Origin of the sequence: Mucilaginibacter angelicae (assembly GCF_042434235.1) — a bacterium.
GTDB classification, from domain to species: domain Bacteria; phylum Bacteroidota; class Bacteroidia; order Sphingobacteriales; family Sphingobacteriaceae; genus Mucilaginibacter; species Mucilaginibacter angelicae.
Window position 1 is genome coordinate 22,884 of the sequence record NZ_JBHLTS010000073.1, and the last position, 14,351, is coordinate 37,234.

The following is a 14,351-nucleotide window of genomic DNA, read 5'->3' on the forward strand; positions in this document are numbered from 1 at the left end:
TTTATTTATAGCTTATGAAAAAGTACATTCTTTATTTTATAGCATCTTTACTAACTGTCTCGGCATTGACAGCCAGTGCACAAACAGGTGGTGTAAAAAAACATACGGCTGCAGCCAAAAGTGGTGCTGTAAAAAAGCCTGCCATCGTGAAAAAGAGTGTCACACCTCCCCAGGTTGCTGGCATGCTTAAAACTTCTAAAGGTTCTTTTTATAAGATCTACACTGCAAATCCGGGTGCAAAGCCAAAGATCAGCGATGTGATCACCTTTAACTTTATCCAGAAAACAGGTAAAGATTCTGTGCTTTACAGCAGCTATACTGCAGGTCATCCTGCACAGGCACAGATCCAACCGTCACGCGCTTTGGGCGATATGATGGATGTGTTCCCTCTGCTTGCCGCTAAAGACAGCGCATTGGTAAAAATCCCTACCGATTCGATATTTAAAGGCCATGAAGAAGCCCGCCCGCCATTTTTTCCGAAAGGCAGTTTCCTGACTTTTGTTTTAAAGATGGAAAAGATACAATCCATAAATGAAGCTATGGCCGAAAGGAATGCCGCCATGGAAAAACAAAAACAAGCTGAAGTTGCCGCAGCCAATGAGTACGTAACTGCTCACGGTCTTAAAACCACAACTACAGCCTCGGGTCTGCAATACATGATCACAAGTCCGTCGGATAAATATAAACCGGTAAACGGTGATACAGTGCTGGTAAATTATACCGGCAAATTGCTCAACGGAAAAGTGTTTGACAGCAGCATTGAGGCTAATGCCAAGGCTGCAGGTTTAGATCAACCAGGCCGTCCTTATGAACCTATCAGCGTTGTTATTGGCGAGGGGCGGGTTATACCGGGTTGGGAAGAAGGCTTGCTTTTAATGAACGAGGGTTCAAAAGCCACTTTCGTTATCCCATCAGGCCTTGGTTACGGGGAGCGGGGTTCGGGCGCTATTCCGCCAAACAGCACCTTGTTATTTGATATTGAAATGGTAAAAGTAAAACCTGCCAAAAAAACCAATTAGTAGTATTGAAAATATATGATAATCAACCTCCTGCCTTAAAAGCAGGAGGTTTTTTGTTTATAAGGCGCAATTTTAAATTAATTGGGGGGATACTTTACCGCTATAAATTCGTTATTAAGTATCCAAGGTTTATTTTTGCAGCATGGTTTTAACCGACACGCACACCCATCTATACTACGAAACCATTACTGACAAACGCACGGCGTTAATGCAGCGTTGTATCGATAATAACATTACCCGCTTGTTTTTACCAAATGTTGATGCAGCTTCCGTACCACTGGTTTATGATTTGGTGAATGAGTATCCTCAATATTGCTACCCGATGCTGGGCTTACATCCCTGCGATGTAAAGGAAAATTGGGAAGACGAACTTTCGGCCATTATGAATGCCCATCAGCAGAATAAGATCTATGCCATTGGTGAGATTGGTATTGACCTGTATTGGGATAAAACGCATTTAAAAGAACAGGTGGATGCTTTTGTAAAGCAGATTAACTGGGCCAAAAGCCTTGACCTGGCAATTGTGATCCATTGCCGCGATGCTTTTGACGAGGTGTACGAGGTATTGCAGCAGGAAGCTGATGAAAAGCTGCGCGGCATTTTTCATTGTTTTGGCGGCACGGTTGAGCAGGCCCAAAAAGTGATCGACCTTAATTTTTACCTCGGGATAGGTGGCATTGTAACCTATAAAAACTCGGGACTTGAGAAGGTAATACCGGAAATTGACTTAAAGCATATAGTTTTAGAAACAGATTCTCCGTACCTTACGCCCGTTCCGTTCAGGGGTAAACCTAATGAAAGCTCATACCTGGTGTTTATTGCCCAAAAGGTAGCAGAGCTTCACCAAACAAGCATTGAGAAAGTGGCTGAGGTCACTACCGAAAATTCCAGGCTTGTGTTCGGAATTTAAAATTGTTTAATATTTATTACAACATAAACCTTAATTAATGAGCCAAATTTTGATCATTTATACCGGAGGGACAATAGGTATGATGAGTGATCCGGTTACAAAGGTGCTCAAGCCTATCAATTTTGAGCAAATAATGGATAATGTGCCCGAGCTTGAAAAGCTTAACTGCCGTATTAAGGTACACTCGTTTGAAGAGATCATAGATTCATCAAACATGAACCCCGAGATCTGGAGCGAACTGGCTGGTTTAATCCAGTCAAACTACCATGATAACGATGGTTTTGTGATTTTACACGGCTCGGATACAATGGCTTATACTGCATCTGCACTGAGCTTTATGTTAGAGAACTTAGGCAAGCCCATCATTTTCACGGGCTCGCAATTGCCTATAAGCGCCATCCGTACCGATGCAAAGGAAAACCTGATGACGGCAATTGAAATTGCCAAAGCTAAAAAGAACGATCGTGCCCGCGTGCCCGAGGTTTGTATTTATTTTGATTATAAACTTTTCCGCGGTAACAGGGCTTTTAAATATAATTCATCCAAATTTGAGGCTTTCCGCTCGCCAAACTATCCTATTTTGGCCGAATCTGGCGTGCATTTACGCTTTAGTGTAAACGATATCAGGCAGCCTGAAGATGAAAGCTCGCTGATAGTGCACAACAACCTGGTGAGTGATGTTGGTGTATTGAAATTGTACCCGGGCATAAGCCCTAAAGTAGTAGAGAACATTTTAAGTGCAGATGTACGGGGTATAGTAATGGAAACCTTTGGTGCTGGCAATACCACAACCGATGCCTGGTTTATCGATCTGCTTAAAAATGCTGTGGACAGGGGTAAAGTGATCCTTGATATTTCGCAATGTAAGGTTGGTACTGTTGAGCTTGGCCGTTACGAAACCAGCAAGCACCTTAAAGATATCGGCATTGCCAACGGCTATGATATGACCTTTGAATCGGCTGTAACCAAAATGATGTACCTGCTTGGCCAAAGCGATGACCCGCTGCAGGTGAAAGAATGGCTGGAAACAGATTTGAGGGGCGAGATTACGGTATCATGAACTTTATAAAGTGATGCTGATAGCCTGATTAAAAGTAGGTTTTTAAAATAGCATAATAAAACCGTTATTGCAAGGTACGAAGCAATCCCAAACTATACAGAGCGGCTCTGCAGATCGGGGATTGCTTCGTACCCCGCAATGACGCTTTTGTTTTAACGGCTGTTAGCGGAGCATTATTGGGGATTATTCCTCCGGGTTAAACATCGCCACCAAATTCCTTAACCCATCAGCCGAATGCAATGAATCCGTTTGCTCCAATGTCATGGCCGCGGTTTCTGATGCCCTTGTGCGCATCTGTTTTTCATAGGCTTCAATTGCATCATGTGTATCGGCATAATCATCACTAAGCAGGCATTGGGCCAGTTCCAAAGCATCGAACATAGCCATGTTTACGCCTTCGCCGGCATAGGGTGGCATCAGGTGAGCGGCATCGCCAAGCATGGTAAGGTTTGGTAAAGCTTCCCAGGTTTGATCTAAAGGCATACAATATTGCGGTCGGGGTATAAATACAGGTTCGGCGTTTTCAAACAGTTCATCCCAGATGCTATCCCAGCCAGCAAACTCCTGTTTAAACCAGGCAAATACCTGCGCTTTATCCCTGAAATCAATTCCGCTATCCTGCAACCACGATTCGGACGATTTAATACCTGCATAAAATACCAGGCTGCCATCACCTTTTGAGCTTACTATGAGTGTTTTTTCATCGCCCATGGCAAATATTTTACCATCGTTCAAAAGTTCATGGATCCGGGGGCTTGCCTTTTCCGAATTATAAACTGCGCCCTCTATCACACTTACACCAGCATAAAAAGGTTTAATAGGAGTAATATACGGGCGGATCCTGGAATTGGCACCGTCTGCTGCTATCACCACATCGACCCAGGCGATTGTGCCATTTTTAAACTCCAATTTAATTGTGCCATCCTGTTCGCCGAGCGCTACAAATTGACTATCCCAAACAACCGTGTCGGGCTGTAGAGATTCGAGCAGGATTTTCCTTAACGGCCCACGATCAATTTCGGGACGGTTATAAGAACCTCCATCGGCACCATGTTCATCAAGTACAATGTTGCCATGTTTATCTACAACGCGGAGCTTGTCGGCGCCGGGACGGTAGTTGGCGTTAAATGCATCCATCAAACCGGCCACTTCGAGCGCTTTTAATCCGGATTCTTCATGCAGATCAAGCGTAGCGCCCTGCACCCGCACATCCCGGTTCAGGTCGCGTTCGTAAACCTTTACGCTGGCGCCGTTCATTTGTAAGATCCGGGCAAGGGTTAGCCCGCCGGGGCCGCCGCCTACAATAGCTATGTTTTTGTTTTTAATTGCTTTCATGTTGTTAATTATTTCATTATTCCTTTTATTACCGCATCGCAGCAGGTTGCAATTACTTCATCGGTAATAATCTGTACAGGCCTGTCGGCGTGATCAAAAAACTCGTTTACCAAATCAAGCATCGGAGAGAACAATAATGCCCGCTGCACGTCAAAAGGAAGATTGAGAATGATCCCCGCCTTTACTTTAGCCTCCATAAACTGATGGATAGGCGCAAAAAACTGCCCCTGCCTGATATTTTGCTTTTGATAAGCCTTATTTAACAGCGGTGAGGATTTGCCATACAGGATCAGCGCGAAGTGTGTACGGTTGTTTGTTAAATATTGAAAACCGTTATGCCAGAGTTTTTTTACCCCGGTTTCAAAATCCATCTCCGTATCGAAGTCTTTTAATATGGCAGCTTCATAAGCCCCTAAAACTTCAGTAATGAAAAGCTTGATCAGCAGATCGTCCTTATCCTCGTATTTAATATAAATGGTACGGGGAGATACATTAGCCGCTTTAGCCAGCTTTTGCATACTCAGGTTTTCCAGGCCTTCACTGGCGATGATATCCAGGGCAATGGTGCGGATGGCTTGTTCTTTTTCTAAATTCTTTGGCCTCATAATGTGAGTAATTTGAATCTCGATACAATTATAAGTAAATGTTTATTTACTTATAATTGTTTTTTGAAATTATGACAATTGGGTTGGAAGACGCGAAAGGTTTATATCAATTGTGTACGATTTATTTAAGCACGCAAAGACGCGAAGGCGCTAAGAAAAAACTTTGCGTCTTCGCGCCTTTGCGAGAAAATAGCTTAAAAGGAGAGGATTAGTAACAGTTATTTAAACTATGTGCTTATAGCAGTGAGAGTGAAGAAGAGGCGCGCTCCTCATGCTCCAGTTTTAAATTTATCGTGGAAGTGAGTGAGGTAACTATTAAGTAAATATGTACTATGTCAACAATCAAAAAAACGAGAGACACGGAAATAGGATATGGTCGTGCCATCTTAAGTAATGATATCAAAGATCATTCTAATGCCCCTTTTGTTGTGAACAAAGTAGAAAAGGCGAAAGAGTTTCTAAAAAAACGGGATTGCCGGGTAAGTTATCTAAATAGTATACTCCCATTATTCCACCTCCAATTCTCTTGGGAATCTCTTAAACACCTCATCAAACTTCAGATCAGGATATTGCGCACTCGCCTTATCCATAATAAATTTTAACTGTTCGTACTCAAACCCGGCTATCTGCTGGTTTTCCCATTTCTTTTCGCCGGAAGCATAGGGGATCAGCCATTTTACAGCAGCCTTCATTCCCCGGCCATCAGCAGTCTGCTGATGCCACAGATCGATATTTACATGCCCTGCCAGTATTGCCAGCTGGCACCAGGCATACAGGTTCATGTTCACATAATCCCATGATTTGGTGCGGGCCAGTTCAAGGGGCTGGGCACCTTCGGGTGTAAACTGTTTTTCGATCCGGGCTATAGTAGTATTTTGAAGCAATAGTACAGCCGTTTTCTTATCTCCCGTAAAAAGCGAATAATCAATGAGCTGTACATCATAATAGGAACCATGGTTATTGAGTTGTGAATGTTCGTCTTTACCATTAGGGCTGGTTTGCAGCCAGCCGGCAAAAGCTTTGAACCAATCTTTAATATTGTTTACCAATTTAGCGTCAAAAGCACTGCTGCCGTTCAACATGGCAATGGCATCGGGGATGACAGTTAGTTCACGGCTTTCAATAATACCAATACCCCGCCCATCATTTAATCCCGGAATGTATTGCGCATAGTTTAAGTTGGGGTTCATGCGGGTAGGTGGATCAATAAACCATGTTTGCAGTAAGGTTTTGGCCTTCACAGCATATTTTTCGTTGCCTGTATAGTAGTAAGCAAATGCCAATTGCTTTACGGCCGAACACATGTCGCCGAGTTGGCTGCGGTCGTGCAATAAATAAATTTCCGGGTTACGCTCGCCGTCTTTGCGGATATAGGGCAGGCCGTTTGGTTTTGCTGGATCGGCCCACCAGTAGGGGGCCTGGCTCACATAGTCGTGCTTATCGTTGTTGGGCGCTGTTTTGGTTTTATTGAAAGTAACGGAATATGGGCCTTTGGTAAGCGCGCTGTCCGCCCGCCCGATAATGGTGTTAATTTTTGCGGATGCTTCTTTATCTCCCTGTTTTAATAGCTCTTTCGATTTGGCTAACAATTGCTCATCAACCAACAGGAAGCCGGTTTTTTGCTGCGCGAAGGATGAGTTATTGAACATGACAAATAGCAAAAGCAACAGGGCAGATAGTTTTTTGAATTTCATAAGATAGGGCAAGGCCTGGTTTGCCTTACTTATGCTAAAATATCCTTTTATTAATTATCATCATAAAGCTATCTTTAAATTTTTCGCTTACGGGGATATGTTTATCGGCGATATAGATATGGTTATCCTGAATTTTTACCAGTTGTTTGGTGTTTACAATATAGGAGTTGTGTACCCGTACAAAGGGGGGCGAAAGCTGTTCTTCAATATCTTTTAAACGGCGATAAATAAGTAATTGTTCCTGGGCGGTTACCAGCCTTACATATTCCTTTTCGCCTTCAAAGTATAAGATCTCGTCAAGCAGGATCCGGCGTAATACCTTGCCCGATTTTACAAAGAAATAGCCCTCATCAGTAGTTGGGGGTTGCTGTATCACAGGAGCAGGCTTAACAAAATAAGCTTCTATTTTTTGCATAGCCGCCAGGAAACGTTTCAGGGTGATCGGTTTCAGCAGGTAATCGATAGTTTGGTAGGTATAGCTCTCGGCTGCATACTCCGAATAGGCGGTGGTGAATACAATTTTGGTTTGCGGTGGCAGCAGGCCTGCCAGTTCCATGCCCGTTAGCTGCGGCATGTTGATATCCAAAAAAATAAAATCAACCTTATGGTTTTTCAAAAAGGCAAGCGCCTCAAGCGCGTTATAGCATTTTGCTTTAAGCTGCCATTGGGTACTTTGCTGCACCAGGATCTCGAGCAGGTTAACCGCATTGGGTTCGTCATCAATTATGATACAGCTTAAGTTCATGCTATCGGGATCTTTAAATATGCGGCAAAGGTGTTGTTGCTTTTATCAATTTTGAGGTCAAAGTTTGAACCATACAGCATGGTTAGCCTTTTAGTTAAATTAACAATACCAAAGCCGGTGGTACGCTTGCCGGCCATTTCGGTATGGATGGCATTATTGGTTTTAAAAAACAGGTAGCCATCCTGTTGAACCAAAGAGATGCCGATGAGGTTTTGCTCGCTCGATTTATCGATACCATGCTTAAAAATATTCTCCACAAAAGTCATGAGCAGCATAGGTGGAATCCGGAGATCTGAATTGAAATTCTTTTCAAAAAATACCACCACCTCATGCCTGATCCTGATTTTTTCTAACGCGATATAATTTTCAATAAACTGCACTTCGGTGCCGATAGCCACATCATCCTTGGGGCTTTCATCAACAAAATAGCGCATAATATCCGAAAGCCGCTCAATCAAAGCCGCTGTGCGGGGCGCTTCGCGATAAGCCTCGTAATAAATGTTGTTAAGCGTGTTGAATAAAAAGTGCGGCTGCACCTGTGATTTAAGCAGGTTTAGCTCGGCCTGGCTTTTTTGAATGATGATCTCTTCGGTTTGTTGTTTTAGCTTGAAGTATTCTAACGCTATCCGGAAAATGAGGCTCATCATATAAATAAGTACTCCGCCCGAAACATAATTAATGATAGCTTTTAAACTGATCTCCTCCGGTGTTTTTGCAAAGAATGTATTATAAAGGAATAAGGTAGTATACCCACGGAGCACGCCTGTTGCTGCTACAAATAAAATCACCAGCAGCACATACCAAACATATTTGCCCTTTTGATAAAACAGCGGGTATAGTACCTGGATATTCCCATATATCATAATGGCATAAAAGGAGGTGGTTACACTGGCATAGATAGCCGATTCGGCCGCGCCATCCATCGGCAAATAAGAAAAAAACAGGAGCAGGAACACTGATACCCATACCAAAAGCTGGAGTTGTTTAATAGTTGGCCGGGTTTTAAATAATTGCATTTTTAAAATTACTAAGCTTTTTGTTTGTTGATGCCGGTTTTAAATCATTGCCGGTATTTATTCAATAAATGGCTCTAAATGTTCAATAAGCCGGGCTGCCGGTGCATTATTGAATAAATACAGGATTAGGCTAAAAAGAACGGAGCATTGGTTTAACTGATTTTACCGGGCGATTGATAAAGGGCAGCTTTGAACTGTTAACAGAAATTATCCTTATCAAACAATCAAATTATCATGAAAACCGAACACTTAGCCGAAAAAATAGTAGCCATAAGCCTCAGCCTTTTACTGCTGCTATCGCATACGCCCAAAGTATTTGCCCAAACCGATACCATCCGCGTAAAAGACAAGCGCCTGCTTACATCAGCACTTAAACCCGGGTTAAAACAGTACCTCGTGTATTTTCAAAATACAAAAGACAACCGCAGTCTGAAATTTTGGCTTTGGCTGCGCGATATCAACCTCGAAACCCGCAACGGCGAAAAGGTATTTACCGTAACCCAGCACTGGTATGGCAGCGATAGTTCGTCGTATCGTTCTATATATTCCATCAATAAAGCAGCGGATTTTGCGCCGATCTATCATTCAGAAACCATCGGTAAAAAAACAAAAGCCTTTAACTGGGCTGCTGATAAAGTGGTAAGTGCCGATACCGTTGCCAATAATGAGGTAAAGAATTTTAAGCTTGATTTCGCTTTCGCCAACCTTAACTGGAATTTAGACATTGAAACCTTTGAGATGTTACCGCTGGCCGAGGGCAAAAGTTTTGCTGTCCCTTTTTATGAGGCGGGAATCCCGGCGCCGCTTTATGTGTTATACAAAGTAACCGGCAGCGAGGTAATTGCCACACTGGATGGTAACAAGGTTGATTGCTGGAAACTGTATAACGAGAGCGATTACAACGGTCGCCATTTTACCGAAACCTACTGGATCAGCAAAAAGAACCACGAGTTTTTAAAAGAGGAAGATTCTTTTGGGGGAGGGTATCGATATAAAGTAAAAATGATGGGTGCCGCCACTAATCTGCTGCCGAGGTTCGCGAAGTGATTTTTGATGAAAATAACAAATTACTGTTGTCATTTCGAACGAACAGGTAGGGGACTTGTGCGGTAAGGGTGAGGAGAAACTATCTCTTGAGCGATAGCGAAAAATCTTCTACGCCCTGCATTACGCTTGTCAGGGTGTATAAGATTTCTCTTTCGCTCCGGCGCTCATCCCCACTCAAGCTCTATCGAAATGACATTTTTCCTTAACGTGCATAATATAATCCTCTGAAAACAGCCGGGGCTATGATGTCAAATCATAGCCCCGGCCTTGTTATAGATCAGTTAATAGTTTTATTGGTTTAGGCCGAAGGCTTCCCAGCCCGATGCTGTAGCCCGGTTGCAAGTCATGGCTTGTGTGCCGTTTTCGCTGGAGATGAATTTGCCGTTGTTGCCACGCAGGGTAATTTTGCCGTCGGTGGTAACTATCCAGTCAAATTTTTCCCAGTCGCCTGGTGTAGTGCGGTTACAGGTAATGGCTTGCGTGCCGTTTTCTGATGATACATATTTGCCCATGCTGCGCAGGTAGATTTTACCGGCGCCTGCATCAAGTACGGTGAAATGTTCCCAATCGCCTGCGGTAGCACGGTTACAGTTCATAGCTTGTGTGCCGTTTTCGCCACTTACATATAGGTTGTTAAAGCCTTTAAGCGAAATTACGGTACCGATGGGAGGGGATGTAGGCGGCGTTGTGCTGCCGTTGATAACCGAGTTTATAGCTGATAATAGAGAATTAGCACCCGTAACATCCTGTGATAACTCCCACATCATGATACCTCCGCCCTGGTTAATTGCCAGTGTAGTTTTGCTTTTAATGGTTGGAATACCGTTGTAACCAATCCCGTTCCAGGTATCTGAATTAGGACTGCCGCCACCCGCAAGGATATCGGCATAGGAGGTATATGGCTCCCTACCATAAAACGGAACACCCAAAATAGCTTTAGCCTTTGGCAATCCGCGACCAATCCAATAGTTTAATGATGTTTGGGCCAGTGAATATGGCGAGTGGTTTGGTCCGTCACCATCGTAAGCCATCAGGTTCAGGAAATCAACATAGCCAAAAACGCTGTTCAATACACCTGAACCATCGCTTGATATTACAGCAGCAGTTAACAGCTTACCCTGGTTATGTAGTGCAGTGCTTAATTGCGACATCAGTGCGGCGTAATTATTAGCCGAAGCGCCATCGTCAGGATATTCCCAGTCGATATCTATGCCATCCAAATTGTATTGGTTAGCAAAGCTGATGAGGTTGTTCACAAAATTAGTACGTGAAGTTGAATTGGCGGCCAATGTTTCAAAAGCGCTGTCGTCGCCATTGTTCCAGCCGCCAAAGGATACCAGTACTTTTACACCATTAGCGTGACCGGTTGATACCAGGCTTTGCAGCTTGGATACGTTGTCAACCGCGCCGATACCACCCGATGGAGTAGGCGCAACAAAAGCGTAGTTAACATGGGTGAGTTTTGAAAATTGAACAGCGCTTACGGCACCAGCCCAGCTTGGCAAGTAACCTACTACCTTAAAGCCAGGCACGGCATCAACAGCTACTGCCTTTTGAGCGCTGTTATCAACAGGGTTATTGGGCTGATTGGCTGAAAAATTATCCTTACGACACGATGAAAGCGCGAAGAAAACTACTGCTATACACCATAGCAGGCGGGAGTTTAAAGTTGTTTTCATAAAGGTGGTTTATTGGTAAATGGATTAAAGGCTAAATTCTTCAAATTCCCTCCCTCGGGAGGGCGGCGGCGAGGCAGAGCGAGCAGGGAGGGGTTTATACGCTTTGCCTATAACTGGCATAGTAGTGGAACCCCTCCCTGCACCCTCCCGAGGGAGGGAATCGCACAATCCCCTGCTTTGGTTTTAGTTTTTTATTATTGATTCAACCCAAACGCTTCCCAACCCGATGCGGTAGCCCTGTTGCAAGTCATGGCCTGGGTGCCGTTTTCGCTGGAGATAAATTTACCGTTGTTGCCACGCAGGGTAATTTTGCCGTCGGTGGTAACTATCCAGTCAAATTTTTCCCAGTCGCTTGGGGTAGTGCGGTTGCAGGTAATGGCCTGCGTGCCGTTTTCTGATGATACATATTTGCCCATACTGCGCAGGTAAATTTTGCCGCTGCCTGCATCAAGCACGGTGAAATGTTCCCAATCGCCGGCGGTGGTACGGGTACAGGTCATGGCCTGGGTGCCGTTTTCGCCGCTTACGTATTTGCCGTTAAAGCCTTTAAGTGAAATTACAGTACCTATCGGTGGTGTATTTGGCGGAGTAGTAGTACCACCTGTAATAACGGAGTTTATGGCCGAAAGCAGGGAGTTAGCACCTGAAGCATCGCCACCCAGATCCCAGATCATCATACCTCCTGCCTGGTTAAGCGCCAGTGTGGTTTTACTTTTGATAGTTGGGATACCATTATAACCAAAAGTTTGGAATGTATCTGAATTAGGACTGCCGCCTGCGGCCAGTACATCAACATAGTTCATAGTTGAATAATCATACCGGTTATCCCTGGCATAAAACGGAACACCCAATATGGTTTTTGCAGCAGGCAGGCCGCGACCTGCCCAGTAATTTAAACAATCAACTGCCGACTGGTAAGTAGAGTGCTGGAAGTTGTTATCGTCATAATCCATAACATTGATCCAATCGAGGATGGAGAACATGTTGCTGGTAACGTAAGTGGCACCAACTGAAATGGAGGCGATGGTACATACCCTGCCGCCATTGTGCATAGCAGTTGATAATTCCTGCAGCAGTAAATAAAAATTATTGGTTTCGGTACCTGCCGATGGAAATTCCCAATCGATATCCACCCCATCAACATTGTACTGGTTACAAAAGTTAACCATATTATTAACAAAAGCGGTGCGGTAACCGGCATTGGCAACAATAGGATGGAATGCATCGCCGCCGCCGCCGCCGCCAACAGAAATAATAACTTTCACATTGTGGCTGTGCGCGTTTGATACCAGGGAGGTGAATTTTGAAAGGTTATCCAGCGGATTGAGCCCCCCGGTGTTGGTTGGTGTAAGAAAAGCGTAATTAACATGGGTTAGTTTGCTGTATTGAACGGTATTTACATCGCCCTGCCAGCTGGGCAGGTAACCTATTACTTTAAATGAGGCAATGGGTACGGCATTATTAACAGCTACCGGCTTGCTGCTGTTATCTGTATTTGAATCGCCACCGGTTTTAAACTGGTTCATGTTATCCTTTTTACAGGATGATAGCGCTGCAAGCGCAGCCAGGATCAGGCCAAAGAGGTAAGAGTTAAATTTTGATCTCATAAGTTAATTTGTTAAGTGTGTTTGATGTATTTATTTAGGTTAATAATTGGCCTTGTAATAAAAACACAACCTGTTAACTAAATTCATGATACTTATGAATATCATATACTAATATCAGGAAAGGGGCGTTAATAGGTATTATTGATGTTTTTGTATGAGTAAAATTATATAAACATCTTATTATAAATACCTTATAATAGCTTCAATACGATTCAATCGCAAGCGTAGTAGTGCTTTTGTAGTGTAATCTTAACGGGGAATATCCGCCTTTCTGATAAAGAAATATTTTTATGATACGCTTAACTCACAGTTTATATATTATTATAGCGTGGAAAATGCGTTGATTTTGTAAATCGCTTATCCGGTTAAAACCAGATAAGCGGGTGCCTGATAGGCAAATTCCGGATAACTTCTTCAACCTGAGGGTTATGGTCAAGCTTTTTCCATGTGTTTAGCCACGCGTTTTCATGATAGGTATTAGCACCAAACAGCAGGAATGGCTGCGCAACGGGCCAGTTATCCCAATACATTACATCGGGTTTTAAAGCCCATTTGCTTTTATCTGAAACAAAGGGGTATAGGTAGCTTATTCCTTTTTTGATTGACTTGCCATCAGCTGTTTCAAAGTTCCATAAATTATCCTGCGGGCTTGAAAGGATCTGGCATAACATGGTCATGGCATCAAGGTTAAAAATAGAGTAGCCATAGGGCTTGGTACGTTCCAATTCTAATGGGAAGCTGCCGTCGGTGCCCATTTGCCGGGGAAGTAATATGGTTTTATATCGTATCCGTATTGAATCAAGCACTACCTCGTTTTTACAAAGTTTCGCAAAAGAGGCTACCTGCATGGCCCAGCAGGTAGCGTGGTTGTTCTTCACATCTCTTTCCTGCATACCCGGTTTGCTGGTCATAAGCCATTGGGTATAGTCGGCAAACCATTTTTTAACGCCGGCTGTGGTTTCTGCATCCATGGCCTTTTCCATAACAATAATGCCCTGCGCAACCTCCATAAGGTGGATGGTATCGATAATGCCGTAGTTGCGGCCAGTAAATTGTCCTTTAACCGCCTGTGCAAACCAAAGGCTTGGGTTCATCATGGTTTCGGGATCAACAAACCAGGCCTTAAGATGAATAACGGCCTGCCTAACATATTTTACATCGCCGGTTATTTTATAGGCTGATGCCAGTGCACCAACGATTTTGCTGAAACGGATCATGGCTTTGCGGTGTTCTACAAAATTATCCGGGTTGGTAAGCCCATCACGGTTAATGTATGGGCCTTCGGGATTTTTAGGATCGGGCCAGAAATAATCGGCTTCCGAAAAAAAATCGTGCTTACCACCTGCGCTTCTTGGCGATGATGATGCGGTAACCGTAACCGGTTGCTGCTGCATGGCCCAGGCAGCTTCGGCCATTATTTGTTTTTTAAGGATTTGTTCCGCAGTTTTTTCAGCGGTGGATTTATCGGGCAGCGGCTGTTTATAAACAAAAGAAGATTGCGTTAAACAGGTTACCGCGATTAAAATTGCAGCAAATAATTTTTTCATGGCGATGGTTTGTAATGGTGCCGACAAGATAAGAATAGGCCGGGGAATTGGATTGGTATTTTTAGTGTGTAGGGGATTTGCAGAGGC

At 43.7% G+C, this 14,351-nt stretch carries 12 protein-coding genes; 4 read left to right on the top strand and 8 right to left on the bottom strand.

Features of this window, described 5'->3' with window-relative positions; all coding sequences use genetic code 11:
* Positions 1-14 precede the first annotated feature (14 nt).
* The 3 genes from ACFFGT_RS23960 to ACFFGT_RS23970 all read left to right on the top strand — a co-directional run bounded on the left by ACFFGT_RS23960 (position 15) and on the right by ACFFGT_RS23970 (position 2,989).
* A complete protein-coding gene (locus ACFFGT_RS23960; protein ID WP_377025045.1) occupies positions 15-1,019 on the top strand; it encodes an FKBP-type peptidyl-prolyl cis-trans isomerase in 1,005 nt (334 codons plus the stop codon).
* A gap of 142 nt (positions 1,020-1,161) precedes the next feature.
* Positions 1,162-1,929, top strand: a complete 768-nt coding sequence (locus ACFFGT_RS23965) for a TatD family hydrolase (RefSeq protein ID WP_377025046.1) — start codon at positions 1,162-1,164, stop codon at positions 1,927-1,929.
* A gap of 37 nt (positions 1,930-1,966) precedes the next feature.
* Positions 1,967-2,989, top strand: coding sequence for an asparaginase (locus ACFFGT_RS23970; RefSeq protein ID WP_377025047.1), 1,023 nt, complete (start codon positions 1,967-1,969; stop codon positions 2,987-2,989).
* Positions 2,990-3,172: 183 nt separating this feature from the next.
* Here the strand turns inward: ACFFGT_RS23970 and ACFFGT_RS23975 are convergent, their stop codons facing one another.
* The 5 genes from ACFFGT_RS23975 to ACFFGT_RS23995 form a co-directional block, all read right to left on the bottom strand.
* Entirely contained in the window at positions 3,173-4,324 is a 1,152-nt protein-coding gene (locus tag ACFFGT_RS23975) for an FAD-dependent oxidoreductase (RefSeq protein WP_377025048.1), read from the bottom strand.
* An 8-nt stretch (positions 4,325-4,332) separates the two neighbouring features.
* Positions 4,333-4,929 (bottom strand): TetR/AcrR family transcriptional regulator, encoded by a 597-nt coding sequence (locus ACFFGT_RS23980; RefSeq protein WP_377025049.1) that lies wholly within the window; start codon positions 4,927-4,929, stop codon positions 4,333-4,335.
* A gap of 506 nt (positions 4,930-5,435) precedes the next feature.
* A complete protein-coding gene (locus ACFFGT_RS23985) occupies positions 5,436-6,623 on the bottom strand; it encodes an alginate lyase family protein (RefSeq protein ID WP_377025050.1) in 1,188 nt (395 codons plus the stop codon).
* Between the two features lie 34 nt (positions 6,624-6,657).
* A complete protein-coding gene (locus tag ACFFGT_RS23990) occupies positions 6,658-7,368 on the bottom strand; it encodes a LytR/AlgR family response regulator transcription factor (RefSeq protein ID WP_377025051.1) in 711 nt (236 codons plus the stop codon).
* Positions 7,365-8,384, bottom strand: a complete 1,020-nt coding sequence (locus ACFFGT_RS23995; RefSeq protein WP_377025052.1) for a sensor histidine kinase — start codon at positions 8,382-8,384, stop codon at positions 7,365-7,367. Before ACFFGT_RS23995 ends, ACFFGT_RS23990 begins: the two co-directional genes overlap by 4 nt.
* Before the next feature lie 234 nt (positions 8,385-8,618).
* Here ACFFGT_RS23995 and ACFFGT_RS24000 point away from each other — a divergent pair, with 234 nt between their 5' ends.
* Positions 8,619-9,431, top strand: coding sequence for a DUF3108 domain-containing protein (locus ACFFGT_RS24000; protein ID WP_377025053.1), 813 nt, complete (start codon positions 8,619-8,621; stop codon positions 9,429-9,431).
* Between the two features lie 290 nt (positions 9,432-9,721).
* Here ACFFGT_RS24000 and ACFFGT_RS24005 read toward each other — a convergent pair whose 3' ends face one another.
* From ACFFGT_RS24005 to ACFFGT_RS24015, 3 genes are all read right to left on the bottom strand, one after another.
* Positions 9,722-11,110 carry a glycosyl hydrolase family 18 protein gene (locus ACFFGT_RS24005; RefSeq protein WP_377025054.1) on the bottom strand — a complete coding sequence of 463 codons (1,389 nt, stop codon included), beginning with the start codon at positions 11,108-11,110 and terminating at the stop codon, positions 9,722-9,724.
* Positions 11,111-11,304: 194 nt separating this feature from the next.
* On the bottom strand, positions 11,305-12,717 hold the full coding sequence (locus ACFFGT_RS24010; protein ID WP_377025055.1) for a glycosyl hydrolase family 18 protein: 1,413 nt from the start codon (positions 12,715-12,717) through the stop codon (positions 11,305-11,307).
* 365 nt (positions 12,718-13,082) lie between these two features.
* A complete protein-coding gene (locus ACFFGT_RS24015; RefSeq protein WP_377025056.1) occupies positions 13,083-14,264 on the bottom strand; it encodes an alginate lyase family protein in 1,182 nt (393 codons plus the stop codon).
* Positions 14,265-14,351: the final 87 nt, after the last annotated feature.